The organism is Candidatus Accumulibacter sp. ACC007, from assembly GCF_907163205.1.
Lineage (GTDB): Bacteria > Pseudomonadota > Gammaproteobacteria > Burkholderiales > Rhodocyclaceae > Accumulibacter > Accumulibacter regalis.
Window position 1 is genome coordinate 262,004 of the sequence record NZ_CAJQUD010000006.1, and the last position, 15,737, is coordinate 277,740.

At 60.8% G+C, this 15,737-nt stretch carries 17 protein-coding genes; 9 read left to right on the forward strand and 8 right to left on the reverse strand.

The window, feature by feature from the left end:
* Positions 1-143: 143 nt before the first annotated feature.
* The 9 genes from QZ634_RS15025 to QZ634_RS15065 all read left to right on the forward strand — a co-directional run bounded on the left by QZ634_RS15025 (position 144) and on the right by QZ634_RS15065 (position 7,061).
* Positions 144-506, forward strand: coding sequence for an ATP synthase subunit I (locus tag QZ634_RS15025; protein WP_291989716.1), 363 nt, complete (start codon positions 144-146; stop codon positions 504-506).
* A gap of 17 nt (positions 507-523) precedes the next feature.
* On the forward strand, positions 524-1,294 hold the full coding sequence (gene atpB / locus QZ634_RS15030; RefSeq protein ID WP_291989718.1) for a F0F1 ATP synthase subunit A: 771 nt from the start codon (positions 524-526) through the stop codon (positions 1,292-1,294).
* Between the two features lie 99 nt (positions 1,295-1,393).
* Positions 1,394-1,651: a F0F1 ATP synthase subunit C gene (gene atpE, locus QZ634_RS15035; protein ID WP_169065069.1), complete on the forward strand. Its 258-nt coding sequence runs from the start codon at positions 1,394-1,396 to the stop codon at positions 1,649-1,651.
* 40 nt (positions 1,652-1,691) lie between these two features.
* Positions 1,692-2,162, forward strand: a complete 471-nt coding sequence (locus tag QZ634_RS15040; RefSeq protein WP_291989720.1) for a F0F1 ATP synthase subunit B — start codon at positions 1,692-1,694, stop codon at positions 2,160-2,162.
* Between the two features lie 4 nt (positions 2,163-2,166).
* The gene (locus QZ634_RS15045) at positions 2,167-2,703 is read left to right on the forward strand and encodes a F0F1 ATP synthase subunit delta (RefSeq protein WP_291989722.1); all 537 of its coding nucleotides are present in this window, start codon (positions 2,167-2,169) and stop codon (positions 2,701-2,703) included.
* A 10-nt stretch (positions 2,704-2,713) separates the two neighbouring features.
* A complete protein-coding gene (gene atpA / locus QZ634_RS15050; protein WP_291989724.1) occupies positions 2,714-4,252 on the forward strand; it encodes a F0F1 ATP synthase subunit alpha in 1,539 nt (512 codons plus the stop codon).
* A gap of 18 nt (positions 4,253-4,270) precedes the next feature.
* On the forward strand, positions 4,271-5,134 hold the full coding sequence (gene atpG / locus QZ634_RS15055; RefSeq protein ID WP_291989726.1) for a F0F1 ATP synthase subunit gamma: 864 nt from the start codon (positions 4,271-4,273) through the stop codon (positions 5,132-5,134).
* 37 nt (positions 5,135-5,171) lie between these two features.
* The gene (gene atpD, locus QZ634_RS15060; RefSeq protein WP_291989729.1) at positions 5,172-6,572 is read left to right on the forward strand and encodes a F0F1 ATP synthase subunit beta; all 1,401 of its coding nucleotides are present in this window, start codon (positions 5,172-5,174) and stop codon (positions 6,570-6,572) included.
* Positions 6,573-6,641: 69 nt separating this feature from the next.
* Positions 6,642-7,061 (forward strand): F0F1 ATP synthase subunit epsilon, encoded by a 420-nt coding sequence (locus QZ634_RS15065; protein ID WP_291989731.1) that lies wholly within the window; start codon positions 6,642-6,644, stop codon positions 7,059-7,061.
* Positions 7,062-7,166: 105 nt separating this feature from the next.
* Here the strand turns inward: QZ634_RS15065 and QZ634_RS15070 are convergent, their stop codons facing one another.
* From QZ634_RS15070 to QZ634_RS15105, 8 genes are all read right to left on the reverse strand, one after another.
* On the reverse strand, positions 7,167-7,739 hold the full coding sequence (locus QZ634_RS15070; RefSeq protein WP_291989733.1) for a hypothetical protein: 573 nt from the start codon (positions 7,737-7,739) through the stop codon (positions 7,167-7,169).
* Positions 7,740-7,744: 5 nt separating this feature from the next.
* Positions 7,745-8,635: a Tim44-like domain-containing protein gene (locus tag QZ634_RS15075; protein WP_291989735.1), complete on the reverse strand. Its 891-nt coding sequence runs from the start codon at positions 8,633-8,635 to the stop codon at positions 7,745-7,747.
* A gap of 13 nt (positions 8,636-8,648) precedes the next feature.
* Complete coding sequence (ubiE, locus tag QZ634_RS15080) at positions 8,649-9,389, reverse strand: bifunctional demethylmenaquinone methyltransferase/2-methoxy-6-polyprenyl-1,4-benzoquinol methylase UbiE (RefSeq protein WP_291989736.1); 741 nt, start codon at positions 9,387-9,389, stop codon at positions 8,649-8,651.
* 32 nt (positions 9,390-9,421) lie between these two features.
* Entirely contained in the window at positions 9,422-9,850 is a 429-nt protein-coding gene (locus QZ634_RS15085) for a DUF971 domain-containing protein (protein ID WP_291989738.1), read from the reverse strand.
* A gap of 130 nt (positions 9,851-9,980) precedes the next feature.
* A complete protein-coding gene (locus tag QZ634_RS15090; protein ID WP_291989740.1) occupies positions 9,981-11,591 on the reverse strand; it encodes a hypothetical protein in 1,611 nt (536 codons plus the stop codon).
* Positions 11,592-11,624: 33 nt separating this feature from the next.
* Entirely contained in the window at positions 11,625-12,056 is a 432-nt protein-coding gene (locus QZ634_RS15095; protein WP_291989742.1) for an HIT family protein, read from the reverse strand.
* Between the two features lie 386 nt (positions 12,057-12,442).
* Complete coding sequence (locus QZ634_RS15100; RefSeq protein ID WP_291989744.1) at positions 12,443-13,717, reverse strand: hemolysin family protein; 1,275 nt, start codon at positions 13,715-13,717, stop codon at positions 12,443-12,445.
* Between the two features lie 2 nt (positions 13,718-13,719).
* Entirely contained in the window at positions 13,720-15,261 is a 1,542-nt protein-coding gene (locus QZ634_RS15105) for a hemolysin family protein (RefSeq protein ID WP_291989746.1), read from the reverse strand.
* Positions 15,262-15,737: the final 476 nt, after the last annotated feature.

The following is a 15,737-nucleotide window of genomic DNA, read 5'->3' on the forward strand; positions in this document are numbered from 1 at the left end:
CGGCGCAGCATTAACGCGTTTTTGCAGCGCGCGGATACCGCCTGCAAGGCAGATTTTGCAAAGGAAAGGGAACTTTCTTGCACATGCGGTTTGATTCCTCTATAGGAGTCTGGTATCCTGCCCGTGTTTTGGAGGGGCTGGTCGTGCATTCGCAGGTTCGCTGGTTTTTCCGCTGCCAGGCGGTCGTCACCCTGGTGGCTGCGTTGATAGCGGGCCTTGCACTGGGGGTCGATGCGGCTGTTTCTGCTGCGCTCGGCGGGGGTATCGCCATCGCCAGCGCCCTGGCCTATGTGTGGCGGGGCCTGCGGCCAACGGGAACGGCAGTTGCCGATGCGAAAACGGCGTTCAGTTCTCAGCTTGCCGCCGAAGGGTACAAGTTTGCTGTCACGCTTTTGCTGTTTGCCCTGGTGTTCAAGGGCTACGCACAGCTCGCAGCCTTGCCGCTCTTCCTTGCGTATGCCGCAACAATTGTCGTTTATTGGATGGCGCTGCTCAGACAGCACTAGTCAAACAGGGGAAAAAAATGGCTTCAGGCGAAGCGTTAACGACCAGTGGATACATCGTCCATCACCTGACCAACAACACGGTTGGCGAAGGGTTCTGGACCCTTCACCTGGATACCTTGTTCGTCTCGGGAATTATCGGGCTGGTCGCCTTTCTGGGCATGGCCAAGGTCGCCAGGATGGCGACTTCCGGTGTTCCTGGCCCGTTGCAGAGTTTCATCGAGCTTCTGCTGTCCTTTGTCGATCAGCAGGTCAAGGATACCTACCACGGCAGAAGCCCGCTGGTGACCCCGCTGGCGGTCACCATCTTCGTCTGGGTGTTCCTGATGAATGCCATGGACCTGATCCCGGTCGATTTCCTGCCGCTGATTCTCGGCGTGTTCGGCGTCAATTATTTCAAGGCCGTGCCGACCACCGATCCCAACCTGACCTTCGCCATGTCCCTGACGGTGTTCACGATCATGATCGTCATGGGGATCAAGGTAAAAGGTGCGTCGGGCTTTCTGCACGAAGTGTTTTGTGTTCCGTTCGGCGCCAAGCTGGCCCCGATCAACCTGCTCTTCCGGATTATTGAAGACATCGCCAAGCCGATCTCTCTCTCGCTGCGTCTTTTCGGCAACATGTACGCCGGCGAGATGGTGTTCATCCTGATCGCCCTGCTGGGTGTCTGGCAGCTGCCGCTGGCTCTGCCCTGGGCTCTGTTCCATATCCTGATCATCACCCTGCAGGCTTTCGTGTTCATGATGTTGACCATCGTCTATCTCTCGATGGCCAGCGAGTCGCACGGTTAGTCGGGATTGCCGGGTCCCCTGTTCATCCGCTTAATTCACGTTGTTCCTGTTTAACCCATTTAGCATTTTTTGTTAGGAGAACCACCAATGGAAGCCGCTCTGTCAATGTTGCTTGGTAACACCGCCATCGCCGTCGCCATCCTGATCGGGGCGGGCGCCCTTGGTACCGCTATCGGGTTTGGTATTCTTGGTGGTCGCTTCCTCGAAGGTGCTGCTCGTCAGCCGGAAATGATTCCTACCCTCCAGGTCAAGATGTTCATCGTTGCCGGCCTCCTCGACGCGGTGACCATGATCGGTGTGGGTATCGCCCTGTTCATGCTCTTTGCGAACCCCTTCATCGCCGTCGTCAAGGGCTGATCGCTTCTCCTTTCTGACTCACCCTTAAAAGGAGGTTAGCGTGAATATCAACGCAACTTTGTTCGGCCAAGCGGTCTGGTTCGGGGTCTTCATCTGGATCACCATGAAGTACGTCTGGCCACCCATACAGAAGGCCATTGCCGATCGCCAGGCGCTGATCGCCGATGGACTTGCCGCCGGCGAGCGCGGGAAGCATGAGCTTGAACTCGCCGGGAAGCGTTCCGCCGATTCTCTGCGCGAAGCCAAGGTGAAGTCGGCCGAGATCATCGTCGCCGCCGAAAAGCGCGCCCTGCAGGTGATCGAAGAGGCCAAGCTGGCGGCGAAAGTCGAAGCCGACAAGGTCGTCGTCGCAGCGCAGGCCGAGATTGCCCAGGCAACCGAACACGCCAGAGCGGAGTTGCGCAGTCGCGTCGCCGAACTCGCGGTCGCCGGTGCCGAGCGCATTCTGAAGCGCGAGGTCGATGCCAAGGGGCATGCAGAAATCCTGACCGCCCTCAAGCAGGAACTCTGAGACCATGGCCGAACTCGTAACCATCGCGCGTCCCTACGCTGAAGCGGTTTTCCGCATCGCGCTGGAAAACAAGGCGCTGCCGAGCTGGTCCGAGCGGCTGTCGCTGCTTTCCGCAATCGCCGGGGATGGCCAGATGCGTTCATGCATTGGCAACCCCGAACTCTCTGCGGCCCAGAAGAGCGAGCTTTTCAAGTCGCTCGCCGGAGACACGCTTGTGGGCAGCGAAGCCAATCTGATCGACGTTCTCGCCGCCAACGAGCGGCTTTCCGCCCTGCCGGAAATTGCCGACCTCTTCGAAAAGCTCAAAGCCGACCAGGAAGGCGTCAAGGAAGCAACCATCTACAGCGCCTTTCCGGTCGACGAAAAGCAGCTCAAAGCGCTGATCGCGGACCTCGAAACCCGCTTCAATACCCGGCTGACTGCCGAAGTGGTCGTCGATCAATCGTTGATCGGCGGCGTCAAGATTGTGGTTGGCGACCAGGTCCTCGACACTTCCGTACGCGGAAAATTGGAGAGCCTGCGGTTGGCGCTCAAGAACTAGGAGAATTTTCATGCAGTTGAATCCTTCAGAAATCAGCGAACTGATCAAAAGCAAGATCGAGAATCTTGCGATCAGCGCCGATCTGCGCACCCAGGGCACCGTCGTTTCGGTGACCGACGGTATCTGCCGCGTTTATGGGCTGACCGACGTCATGCAGGGCGAAATGCTCGAGTTTCCGGGCAACATCTTCGGCATGGCGCTGAACCTCGATCGCGACTCGGTTGGCGCGGTGGTTCTCGGTGAGTACGATCAGATCAGCGAAGGCGACACGGTCAAGACCACCGGTCGCATCCTTGAAGTTCCGGTCGGTCCTGAGCTTCTCGGCCGCGTGGTCAACTCGCTTGGCCAACCGATCGACGGCAAGGGCCCGATCAACAACAAGCTGACCGACAAGATCGAGAAGGTGGCGCCGGGCGTGATCTGGCGCAAGTCGGTTTCGCAGCCGGTGCAGACCGGTCTTAAGTCGATCGACGCGATGGTGCCGATCGGGCGTGGCCAGCGCGAACTGATCATTGGTGACCGGCAGACCGGCAAGACCGCGGTGGCCATCGATACGATCATCAACCAGAAGGGGCAGGACCTCCTCTGTATCTACGTTGCCGTCGGTCAGAAGGCGTCGACCGTCGCCAACGTCGTGCGCAAGCTCGAAGAGAACGGCGCGATGGAGTACACCATCGTCGTTGCCGCCACCGCATCCGAATCCGCTGCCCTGCAGTACATCGCCCCCTACTCCGGGTGCACCATGGGCGAGTACTTCCGCGACCGTGGCCAGGATGCGCTGATCATCTATGACGACCTGACCAAGCAGGCCTGGGCGTATCGCCAGGTTTCGCTGCTTCTTCGCCGGCCTCCGGGGCGCGAAGCCTATCCAGGCGACGTCTTCTATCTGCACTCGCGTTTGCTCGAGCGTGCCGCACGCGTCTCCGAAGAGTGGGTCGAGAAATTCACCAACGGTGAGGTCAAGGGCAAGACCGGATCGCTGACTGCCTTGCCGGTCATCGAAACCCAGGCGGGCGACGTCTCGGCCTTCGTTCCGACCAACGTGATCTCGATTACCGACGGCCAGATCTTCCTCGATACCGACTTGTTCAACGCCGGTGTGCGTCCCGCCATCGACGCCGGTATCTCGGTCTCTCGAGTCGGTGGTGCTGCGCAGACCAAGGTGATCAAGAAGCTTGGTGGTGGTGTCCGCCTGGCGCTTGCCCAGTTCCGTGAGCTGGCGGCTTTTGCGCAGTTCGCGTCCGATCTCGACGAGGCAACGCGCAAGCAGCTTGACCGTGGTCGCCTGGTTACCGAACTGATGAAGCAGCCGCAGTATTCGCCGCTGTCGATCTCCGAGATGGCCATCACCCTGCACGCGGTGAACAAGGGCTATTTCGACGATGTCGAGGTGAAGACGGCGCTGGCGATCGAGAAGCAGATGCAGAGCTTCATCAAGCAGAAATACGCCGATCTGGTCAGCAAAATCGAAACCAACAAAGATCTTGACGCCGACGCCGAGCAGACGCTCAGCAAGGCGATCGAGGAGTTCAAGGCCACGCTGGCCTGATCGATCGAGGAGTTCGCGATGCCTAGCGGCAAGGAAATCCGCAACAAGATCAAGAGTGTAGAGAGTACGCGCAAGATCACAAAGGCCATGGAAATGGTGGCCGCGTCGAAAATGCGCAAGGCTCAGGAAAGGATGCGCGCGGCTCGCCCTTATGGCGAGAAGATCCGCCTTGTCGCCGGCAATCTTTCGCACGCCCTGACCGACTATCGCCATCCCTTCCTCACCGTGCGCGAGCCGGCCAAGGCAGTTGGCCTGATCACCGTCACCTCCGACAAGGGGCTGTGCGGGGGGTTGAACACCAACGTCCTGCGCCTGTCGCTCGGCAAGATGAAGGAATGGCATGCCGAGGGCAAGAAGCTGCAGGTCACGGCGATCGGTAACAAGGGCCTGGGCTTCATGCAGCGCGCTGGAGCGAGCGTTGTCTCGCAGCTGACCGGACTCGGCGATACGCCCCATCTGGAAAGGTTGATTGGACCGATCAAGGTTCAACTGGACGCGTACATCAACGGCGAGATCGATGTCCTGTATATCGCCTATACGCGCTTCATCAATACCATGAAGCAGGAGCCGACGCTCGATCAGCTTCTGCCCCTGTCCGGGGACCTGGTTGGTGGCGAAAGCAACCGTTGGGACTACATCTATGAGCCTGACGCCAAGACGGTCATCGATGACCTGCTGGTGCGCTATGTCGAGGCGATGATCTATCAGGCAGTCGCCGAGAATATGGCTTCCGAGCAGAGCGCGCGCATGGTGGCCATGAAGTCTGCCTCGGACAACGCCAAGAACGTGATCGGTGAACTCAAGCTGGTCTACAACAAGGCTCGCCAGGCATCGATCACCAAAGAGCTTTCCGAAATCGTCGGCGGCGCAGCGGCTGTCTGAGCACGCGATAGTTAGTTTATTGATTAGGGATACAACCATGAGTCAAGGAAACATAGTTCAGTGTATCGGCGCCGTCGTGGACATCCAGTTCCCGCGTGACGCCATGCCTCATATCTACGACGCGCTTCAGCTTGACAAGGCTGAAGAGTCGGACATGTGCGAAGCGGATCTGATGTTCGAAGTCCAGCAGCAGTTGGGCGACGGCATCGTGCGCACGATCGCCATGGGCTCCTCCGACGGCCTGCGCCGCGGCATGAAAATCAACAACACAGGTGCCGGGATTTCCGTTCCGGTGGGTGATGCGACCATTGGTCGGATCATGAACGTCCTCGGACGGCCGATCGACGAGGCCGGCCCCATTGGCACCGATGAGCGGCGCGAGATTCACCAGTTGGCACCGAAGTTCGACGAACTCTCGCCGTCGGTCGACCTCCTCGAAACGGGCATCAAGGTTATCGACCTCGTCTGTCCGTTTGCCAAGGGCGGTAAAGTGGGTCTGTTTGGCGGCGCCGGTGTCGGCAAGACCGTGAACATGATGGAGTTGATCAACAACATCGCCAAGCAGCACTCGGGTCTGTCGGTCTTCGCCGGCGTCGGCGAGCGTACTCGCGAGGGTAACGACTTCTACCACGAAATGAAGGACTCGAACGTCCTCGACAAGGTGGCGATGGTCTTTGGCCAGATGAACGAGCCGCCAGGAAACCGCCTTCGCGTCGCCCTTACCGGCCTGACCATGGCCGAGCGCTTCCGCGACGACGGCCGCGACATCCTCTTCTTTGTCGACAACATCTATCGCTACACGCTCGCTGGTACGGAAGTGTCGGCACTGCTTGGCCGGATGCCGTCTGCGGTGGGCTATCAGCCGACCCTGGCCGAGGAAATGGGCCGCCTCCAGGAACGCATCACGTCGACCAAGGTCGGTTCGATTACCTCGATTCAGGCGGTGTACGTCCCGGCCGACGACCTCACCGACCCGTCTCCGGCGACGACCTTCCTGCACCTCGACTCGACCGTCGTTCTGTCGCGTGATATTGCTTCGCTGGGTATCTATCCGGCCGTAGATCCTCTCGACTCGACGTCTCGTCAGCTCGACCCGCAGGTCGTCGGTGAAGAGCATTATGCGGTCGCCCGCGCAGTGCAGATGACCTTGCAGAAGTACAAGGAGTTGCGCGACATCATCGCCATCCTGGGGATGGACGAGTTGTCGCCGGAAGACAAGCTGGCCGTCTATCGCGCGCGCAAGATCCAGCGCTTCCTCTCGCAACCCTTCCACGTGGCAGAGGTGTTCACGGGTTCGCCGGGCAAGTACGTCACGCTCAAGGACACCATCAAGGGTTTCAAGATGATCGTCGAGGGCGAATGCGACAGCATCCCAGAGCAGGCGTTCTACATGGTTGGCGGTATCGAAGAAGTATTCGAGAAAGCCAAGACACTCTAAAGCGGGATCAGCGAACGTCGCTTTCGCCCCGCCTCCGGGCGCGAAAGCGACTTGCAAGGGAAGAACACCATGTCACTCAGAGTACACGTCGACGTTGTCAGCGCCGAGGAGTTGATCTTCTCCGGGCAGACCGACTTCGCGGTTTTTCCAGGCGAGGCTGGCGAGCTCGGCATCTATCCGCGCCATACGCCGCTCCTGACCCGCATCAGGCCGGGGACCGTGCGCCTCAAAGTACCCGACCGCGAGGAGTACGAACTGGTCTATGTGTCCGGCGGGATGCTCGAGGTGCAGCCGGCGTTGATTACGGTACTGGCCGATACGGCGGTGCGTGCGGCCGATCTGGACGAGGCCAAGGCGATCGAGGCCAAGCGCCATGCAGAGGAAATGCTTCGGGACCATACCTCGGATGTTGGTCTGGCTTCGGCGGAAGCCGAGCTGGCCCAGGCCGTGGCACAATTGGCGGCCATCAAGAAACTGCGCACGCGCTGACGAACAGTCGAGGCCGGGGATGTAGTAGCTCTGGCACAACGGCAAGAAAAAGGGCAGCTCAGGCTGCCCCTTTTTTTGTCCACCGTCGAGGAACATGCGCTGGGTCTAGCGAAGCTCCATCCGTCCCAGCCGCTTTTCGAGGCGCGCCAAGTCGTCGCGAAGCGCGTCGACATCGGCGCAGAAAGCGTCTACATCGCGCCGCGGGGCAATTGCTTTCTCTTCTTCGGTCAGATACTCGGCGACGCCAAATGCCAGATTGCGGGCGCTGCGCCCGTGCCACTGCGCCAATCCCTTTGCCAGACGCAAGACACGGCGGGCGACGATGTCGCCAAGCAATTGTGAAAGATCGTGCTCGGCATCCCAGCGCAGGTTGCGGAAGACAAAGCCGAGTGCCTCTGCGAGATCCACCGAGCCCGCGATGGTCGCCGCCGAAAACAGCGACGATCGGTCGCTCAGCGCACGTACCGGCGCGTCGTCGGGCAGGCGAATACTGACCGCGATGGGTGAAGCCGCCTCTGCCGCGGCGAGCAGGCCGGAGTCGAGTATGGTGAACCGCAACTGCACGCTGGCAAACTGGACCCGCGCGGTCTGCCCGGAAAACGCGGCCAATCGAGCACGAGCCCAGTCTTCACCCATCAGTACATGATTGATGACCGCCAGCGGCGGCCCGCTCCACATGCCCTTCAGGAAGCTTGCTGGATACCGGCAACCACCCAGCCGCTCGAACCGTCGACCGGCTTGGTCAAATTCCACACCTCGTCGAAAGCTACCGCGGGCGCGTCGGCCTGCTCACGAATCATGCCGTTCATTCGCACGCTGGCGACATGGCGGCTACCCTCGGTGAGCACTTCGAGAAGCTCGGCGTCTACCGTCACCACGTCCGTTTGCTGATTTGCGCCGCTGCGCTCGCCCATCTGCAGCTTGATCTCGGCAAAAACCTCGGGGCTGACAAAGGCGCGGATGTCTTCCATGTTGCCGGCGTCATTTGCCGCCTGCAGGCGGACGAAGTTCAGCTTCGCGACGCGTAGAAAGCCATCCACGTCAAAGTCGGCGGGAATGCCTGCCGGTTCTTGAGTGGCCATCTTGGCCGCTCCGCCTGGAAGATGCTCTGGTTGGCTTCGGCCAGCAAGGTCCTGGCGAGCATCGAAACGCGCCGTCGGCGCGGCCCCCCCTGCTGCGCCCGCGCCGGCATAGCTCATAGGCTGGCCAGCGCCCGCTGTCGCCGCGGCCCTGCGCCGAAACAGCCACTTGAAGACGAACATCGCGGCCATCGCCAAGAGCGCGATCATCACCAGATTGGCCATTCCCTCACCGAGACCGAAATGCGACAACAGCGCCGCTATTCCGAGGCCGGCCGCGAGACCGGCCAGGGGGCCCATCCAGCTGCTCTTGGGTGCCGCTGCCGTCGGCGATGCAGCATTGGCCGGCGCCGGCGCGGCTTTCTGGGGTGCTGGCGTGGCCTGCCGCTGCATGCCCATCGAGCGACCACCGCCGAAGCGCTTGGCCTCGGCATCTGCGACCATGAGACCAAAACTAAAGGCGCACACCGCCAACGCAACAAAGAATTTCTTCACGACTCTCTCCTCTTCAGAACTTGAAACCACGGTGCAGGGCAACGACGCCCAGCGCCAGATTGAAATATTCGACCCGCTCTAGCCCGGCCTGTTCCATCAAGCTCTTCAGGCCCTCCTGGTCCGGGTGAACGCGAATCGATTCTGCGAGATAGCGATAACTGCCCTCGTCGCGAGTGATCAGCTGACCGAGGCGCGGAATGACCTTGAACGAGTAGAAGTCATAAGCGGGTGCCAGAGGCTTCCACACCTGCGAAAACTCGAGGACCAGCAGGCGACCTCCCGGTCTAAGTACCCGGCGCATCTCGGCGAGAGCCAAGTCCTTGTGGGTCATGTTGCGCAGGCCGAAGGCGACCGTGACGCAGTCGAAGTAGTCGTCCGGAAATGGCAATTTCTCCGCGTCGCATTGCGCGACCCGGACCATCACGCCACGATCACAGAGGCGGTCGCGGCCGCGCGTAAGCATGGCGTTGTTGATATCGGTCAGCCAGACCTGTCCGCCGCGGCCCAGTTTCCTGGCGAAGGCCAGAGCAAGGTCGCCGGTGCCGCCGGCCACGTCGAGGATCCGTGAATCTTCACGGACACCACTCTTGGCGATGGTAAACGCTTTCCACAAGCGGTGCAGGCCGCCCGACATGAGGTCGTTCATCAGGTCGTAACGTTGTGCCACCGAGTCAAAAACATCTGCGACGCGTTGCGCCTTGTCGCCTTCCGCTACTTCCTGAAAACCAAAATGCGTGGTCCCTCTATCGCTCATCGATCCCGCTCGCGCTCCTGAAGTTGTGCTGCTTAATGCTTGCCGCAGCCACCGTGGGCCTTGCGGACCGGCGGCGTGGGAACTTTCCCCGGGTCACGACTGGCACCGGCTGCGGCCAGTTTAGCCAGATAATCCTTCCACAACTGTTCCTGATGGCGACCCAGATTGTAGAGAACATCCCAGGAATAAAGGCCACTGTCATGGCCATCGGAAAAGACCGGGCGGATGGCGTAGTTGCCGACGGCTTCGACGCGGTCGATGCCCACCCCGCGCTTGCCGACTTGCAGCACCTCCTGACCCGGGCCGTGGCCGCGCGCCTCGGCGGACGGCGTAAAGACACGCAGGAATTCGTAGCTCAGTTCGAAACGCTCGCCGTCCGCAAAAATCAGCTCCAGGAGGTGAGACTTCTGGTGCAGTTTGATCTCGGTCGGAATTTTCGTGGTCTCGTCCAGGCCAGCCATGGATGCCTCTAAGAACAATAGGGCCGACCATGATAGCGCAAAACGCATGCCGGCACGCCGCGACGATCCGCGGCGTACCGGCGTACCGGCGTACCGGCGTACCGGCAATCGCTCGCTGCTCGGACGGCTGTCAGGTGACGGAAAAGCTCACCCGGTCAAAATCTGCACCGGAGCCGACAACACGGTCCAACTTCACCCGCCAGACGCCGTTGACGTAGATCTCCAGCAGGCGCCCGGAATAGAACCAACCCTGCGGGATGACCAGGCTCTGCTGGGCACCAATCGCAGCAACCGCCGGCAGGATGAAGGCGCGGCTATAGGGCTCTGGCCGTCCGGCCTCGCGCGCCAGCGGCCGGGCGGCTACCGCCTGCGGCCTGCCCGGTAGGGCAGAGATGCCGGCGATCAGACCTCCGCCCTGTTCCTGCATCAACCACACGACCTGGGCCAGAAGATGGGCGTTCCCGTCGTGCGGGCAGATGGACAGCAGCTGTTCCGGAACCAAGCGCCGTCCGGCGGTCGAGCGCAGCAAACGAAAGCCATTGGCACTCTCGTCGAGCACCTCCCAATCGTCGACCGCAAAGCCCAACTGCGTCTGGCGAACTTCAAGCTGCTGGGTTGGATCGAGCGTATAACGGAAGGTAAACAGGCTGTCGAATTCCTCACGCGAATAGATGCGTGCGCTCTCCGGTTGACTGAACTCCTTGCCTGAGATGATGTAGTGCACTCCGGTAAAGCCGGCGCACACTCTTGCCGTTCCGGCACCCGGGTGACGGCGGAACTGGCGTCCCGCGCGCAGCAAGGACCACGGTCTGGCCAGCCGTTTGAGAAGCTGCTGGCACTGGCTGGCGGAGCAGTCCTCACCGAGACTGAGTTGTGACGGCGTAATCTTCTGCTGCAACTGCTTGCGTGTCTGGTTGATTTGCATTGCCAGACGGGCGCTGTCGATACGACGAATGTTTTCCGTCTGCAGGCACTCGGTGGCGGGACGCAGGCCAGCATCTTCCATCAGGTCGACGACCGTTGGCGGCAGGGCTTCGCCCGGGGTCACCGGATGGACGGTCAGCAGTGGCGCCCAGTTGCTCGCCCAGCGTCGCACCACGCCGAGCTGCTGCACGCTGAGGCTGTACGGGCCGGCCAGTTCGGTCAGCAGCTGACTGGCGAAAGCCGCCGTGCAGTGGGTACTCCGCCCAAGCGGGTCAAGGGAGTCCGGCACCGCCAGCGTGGCCACGCCCCACTCCTCGGCGCTGGCGTAGAAGCCGTGCAGATTCAGCCACATGCCGCGCGGCAGTTGCCGGCGAGCGCGATGATATTCGCTGATCGCCATCCCGGTGTAGTAGATGCAGCGATGCAGGATAAGCGCCAGCCGGTCGGCGGCGTCGTCGTCGTCGTCATCAGGCGGTTGCAGCCGCGCGCAATGGGCGTAGGCACGCGAGGCCTTGAGCCAGGTGGCGACCACCTGCTGAAAAGCGGCCTCCTCGGCGTCGCCCAGCGGCAGCGCCTTACTGGTGTATTCACGAGCCAGCTGTTCCTCAATGAAGCACAGCGAAATTCGCGTCTGCTCAAGGAGTTGCAGGTAGACGTCCCCCGGTGGCGGAGCCTGCAGCAGGCTATCCAGGAAGTTGTTGATCTCGAACTGAGCCTGACGCGAGTTGGCCAACGGCAGGCGTGAGAGAATTCTGAAACCCGTTTGCAGGTCCGAAATTTTCATGGTGGCTGGGGCTGTGGTAAGGACTGCGCTCATGATGATGCCTCCTGGCTGACCGCTGCCCGCGGTCTAGGTGGTACGCAGGGCGGCGATGATCTGGTCACCCAATTTCCGGCCATCAACCGGCTGGCGCCGTGTGGTAGTGGTCCGTTTCGCGGCTGCCCAGACCGGCTGGGGAAAGTTTCTGTCGTCCCGCCAACGTGGAATCAGGTGCCAATGAACATGTGGCGTCATGTTGCCCAGGCTCGCAAGATTGACCTTGTCCGGCTGGTAAAGGCTGCGCACAGCACTCTCGACAGCGAACACCACCGTCATCAGCTGCATTCTCTCCTTGTGCGGCAGGTCGGTCATTTCGCGGAGATGGCGGTGCAGGATCACCCGGCAGAAACCCGGATAATCCGGGTCCGCTACCATCACCACGCGACAGATGCCGTTCTCCCAGATGACTTCTCCGCCTGGTGAGTCGCATAGCTCGCAATTCTCCAAACCGCCTTCACTCACTTCCTGACTCCTTGTCGACCGGCCGGCGCCAATGCGCCGTGTTGACCGAGACGATAGGCCTGTGCGCCGAAACGCGAGAGGAAATAGGTCACGGACCGAGAGACAAAATCCCGGGAAAGCCATCGGTTTCCAGGAGCCGCGGCGGGTAGCTCCGAACGGGGCGCTCGAGACCGCCGCCGAGGAACTCAGCGCGGGCTTGCAGTCCGGCGCACGATCGGCCATCCGCGTGCTCCGTAGCTGACGAGCCTCTCACGACAGGGCGAAGGACGGGAAGCGGCGACTGGCTGGACGAGGTCGCGGGCCGTGCGGCAACAACCCGGAAAGCGAAGCGGCGCCACTCGAGCAGCGCCGCTTGCACGGTTAAAACCAGCCGGTGACGGCAGGCCTTACAAGCGTTCGACGCGCACCTTGGTGACGGAGCGCGCATCCGCTTCGATCACCGTGTAGCGAAAGCCGCGTTCTTCCACGCTATCGCCGACGACCGGAATGTGGCGCAGGCGGTTGATCAGGAAGCCGGCGAGCGTGTGCGCTTCGCCGACCGGCAAATTAAGCCGCAGCGAATCGTTGAGTTCGGAGATTGGCGCCCGCCCGCCGACCAGATGGCGATCGTCGGTCTCCGACTCGATGACCACCCGGGGCGGCTTCATGTTGTCGAAATCGTAGCCCGAGTCCACCGTCCCGACGACCTCCTCGAAGATGTCTTCCATGGTCAGGATACCGATCGCCGAGCCGAACTCGTCGACGACGATGGCCATGTGGTCGTTGCGCGCCCGCAGCATCGGCAGGACCTGATCGATGGTCTGCTTCGGAGAAAGATAGAGCGCCGGGCGTATGAAGTCGCTGACCGAACGCTTGCCAATGTCCGGCAGCAACAGATCCCAGGTGGTCAGCGTCATCACACCGGTGACGTTGGTGATGTTACCGCGGAAGACGGGCAGGCGATTGAAACCGTGTTCCCAGACTCGCCGTACCGCCTCGTCCATGCCGCGATTCTCGCTGAAGCCAATGACTTCGGCCAGCGGCGTCATCACTTCGCCGACCGTTGTGTCGGCGAAGCGAAAGATGCGCCGAATGCGTTGTTTATTGGTGGCGCCGCCGCCGTCAGCGGGCGTTTCCGAGAGATCGAGCAAAACGCGCAACTCATCCTTGGTGATAAAGCCGATCTGCCCCGACGACGCGCCGCCGAACAGGCGTGCGGCAAAGCGGGCCACGCGGCTGAAGACGAAAATCACCGGATAGAAAAGGTAGGAAAAGAAGCGTAGTCCGTAGATGATTTTGGTGACGATCCAGTCGGATTTCTGCTGGAAGATACTCTTCGGAACGATCTCGCCGAAAATCAGCAGGAAGGGTGTGAACACCAGCACCGAAACCAGGTCACCCGACTCTCCCAGGAGGTCGATGAACATCAGCGTGCCAATGGTGGTGATCGTCACCGTCGCGATGTTGGTCCCGACCAGCGTCGTCCCGAGCATGATGTCGGGCGTTCGAAAGAGCTCCAGCACCAGTTTCGCTCCCGGGTCACCCAGGCGTGCCTGATGGCGAAGGTGAATCTTGTCGGCGTTGACCATTGCCAACTCCGATCCCGAGAAGAAGCCCTTGAGTATCAGGAAGATGAGGATCACCACCAGGTGAAAGCCCCAATCGAACGGGATCCAGTCCATCGTTATCTCCTCGCCTCGTTATCAGCGGCAGCGGTGTTATCTACGCTCTGGTCGCCGTCGGTCGCCTGCGCGCCGCTGGACTCCGCTTCCTCTTCCCGCGCTTCCCGCAACAGCTCGTCCTCGTATTCGTCGAGTGACTCCTGTTCCTGATCTGCCGGTGATTCGTCGGACGTTGACTCGGCAAGGCTCTCCATGTCCAGCGGTTCCGCCGGAGCAGAGCTGCCATCCTCCTCTTGCGTTCGCCCAAACGAGACGCGAACCTTGGTGATGCGCATGCCGCTCACTTCTTTCACCGTGAGCTCGTAGTCGGCGCTGAAGATCTTCTCGCCAACCCGCGGCAGCCGGCCAAAAAGTACCAGCGCGACGCCGCCGATGGTGTTCATCAACGGGTCGTCGATGTCGAAGTTGGTGAGCGTGCGAAAATCCGCGAGTCGCATATAACCGGGGACGGTGAAGCTGTTGTTGTGTTCCTGCTGATAGTGCTCCTGTCCTCTCATCTTCCCGGAAATTTCGCCGAAGATGAATGTCATCACGTCCTTGATGGTGACGATTCCGAGGACTTCGCCGTACTCGCCGATGACCACCGCAGCGCGGGTGTTGAAACGCTGGAAATACTCCAGCATCTCGTCGACTTTCTTGGTTGGCGGAACGAAATGCGCCGGTTTCAGGATTTCCGGCAGCTCGATTTTCGAGATATCGCCATCAACGCGCACCCGGCGCAGCAGATCCTCGGCCTGCAGGAAGCCGATCACGTTGTCCCAGTGGCCCCGGTAAACCGGAACACGCGGGTGCCGATAGCCGCGAAAGCGCTCGATCAGTTCCTCGATTGGCAGATCGGCGTCGAGGAAGCGGATGCGCGGCCCCGGCGTCATGATTCGTGCCACTTCGGTTTCCGCCGCCTCGAGCACCTTGTCGATGAGCACCCTCTCCGACGCCTCGATGACCCCGGTCTCCTCGCTGTCGGCCATCAGCGTACGCAGCTCGTCCGGCTTGAGGATGTTCTCGCGGTCGACGTGCTCGCCAACGACGAAGGTAGTGACCCGGTCGGCAACCAGGCGCACGACGTCGCGCAGCGGGGTGACCAGGAAAATCCACTTCGGCAGAAAACGCGCTGACAGCTTGGTGGCGAACTTTACCGGCGCATTGACGGCGATCGTTTTCGGAGTGACTTCGCCAAAGAGCAGCAGTAGCGGCACCATGACGACGATATTGATCCAGCCGGCATCCTTTTCGCCAAACATGGTGACCAGAATCATGGTCATGTTGGCAGCCGCCGCGATGTTCACCAACTCGTTGCCGCAGAGCAACGAGACGATCAGCCGCCGTGGCTCGTCGAGCATCGCGTGAATGCTCTCGGAATGAGGGTTGCGCGAGTTGCGCAATTTCTGCAGATCGATGCGACTAAGCGAGAAAAGTGCGGTTTCGGAGCCGGAGAAAAACGCTGAAAACGAGAACAGAATGCACTGAATCAGAATTCGAATGGTCAGTTCCCAATCGATCTCCGACAGATTGATCAAGTCGACGGTTTCCCTCAACCAGTCCATGAAATGCCCCCGTCCCAGGAATTATTGGCCAGCAAAGACCGCCATTTGGCGTGCCGGATCGCAGTGTGCACGGCCCTTTGATCAACCGGCCGGCAGCCGAAACCATGCGGGGACGCGCAAGCGGCAAGGATAGGCGCAATGTAGGCACGAAACAAGCCTTGGCGCGGAAAAACGCCGACTTTTCCGGCTGTTGGCGGCCGCGGAGGCGTCGTCGGCAGCTCGATCCCGCGCATTCGTTGCGCGTGCTTGCCGAAACACGGTGCAGCTCTCCCCAAGTGGCTGCCAGGGCAAGAGCCCTTCGTCCTTGGCCGCTAGACATGCGCGTTGGTCGCGTAATCTACGCACGAAAAACACGGGATAGAGACGGAATCTATTGTATTCTTGCGTCTGCCCGTTTACAGGTTGCGATCGAAGAACAGCCGAAGGCGGGTTTCCAATGAATTGTCCTGCGGGTATCGCCGGTGACCGGGTTGGCT

Excerpts from the sequence above, each read along its gene's own strand:
- atpB (WP_291989718.1), top strand. The coding sequence starts at position 524 with ATGGCTTCAGGCGAAGCGTTAACGACCAGTGGATACATCGTCCATCAC.
- QZ634_RS15045 (WP_291989722.1), top strand. The coding sequence starts at position 2,167 with ATGGCCGAACTCGTAACCATCGCGCGTCCCTACGCTGAAGCGGTTTTC.
- atpA (WP_291989724.1), top strand. The coding sequence starts at position 2,714 with ATGCAGTTGAATCCTTCAGAAATCAGCGAACTGATCAAAAGCAAGATC.
- atpG (WP_291989726.1), top strand. The coding sequence starts at position 4,271 with ATGCCTAGCGGCAAGGAAATCCGCAACAAGATCAAGAGTGTAGAGAGT.
- atpD (WP_291989729.1), top strand. The coding sequence starts at position 5,172 with ATGAGTCAAGGAAACATAGTTCAGTGTATCGGCGCCGTCGTGGACATC.
- QZ634_RS15065 (WP_291989731.1), top strand. The coding sequence starts at position 6,642 with ATGTCACTCAGAGTACACGTCGACGTTGTCAGCGCCGAGGAGTTGATC.
- QZ634_RS15070 (WP_291989733.1), bottom strand. The coding sequence starts at position 7,739 with ATGTGGAGCGGGCCGCCGCTGGCGGTCATCAATCATGTACTGATGGGT.
- ubiE (WP_291989736.1), bottom strand. The coding sequence starts at position 9,389 with ATGAGCGATAGAGGGACCACGCATTTTGGTTTTCAGGAAGTAGCGGAA.
- QZ634_RS15085 (WP_291989738.1), bottom strand. The coding sequence starts at position 9,850 with ATGGCTGGCCTGGACGAGACCACGAAAATTCCGACCGAGATCAAACTG.
- QZ634_RS15090 (WP_291989740.1), bottom strand. The coding sequence starts at position 11,591 with ATGAGCGCAGTCCTTACCACAGCCCCAGCCACCATGAAAATTTCGGAC.
- QZ634_RS15100 (WP_291989744.1), bottom strand. The coding sequence starts at position 13,717 with ATGGACTGGATCCCGTTCGATTGGGGCTTTCACCTGGTGGTGATCCTC.
- QZ634_RS15105 (WP_291989746.1), bottom strand. The coding sequence starts at position 15,261 with ATGGACTGGTTGAGGGAAACCGTCGACTTGATCAATCTGTCGGAGATC.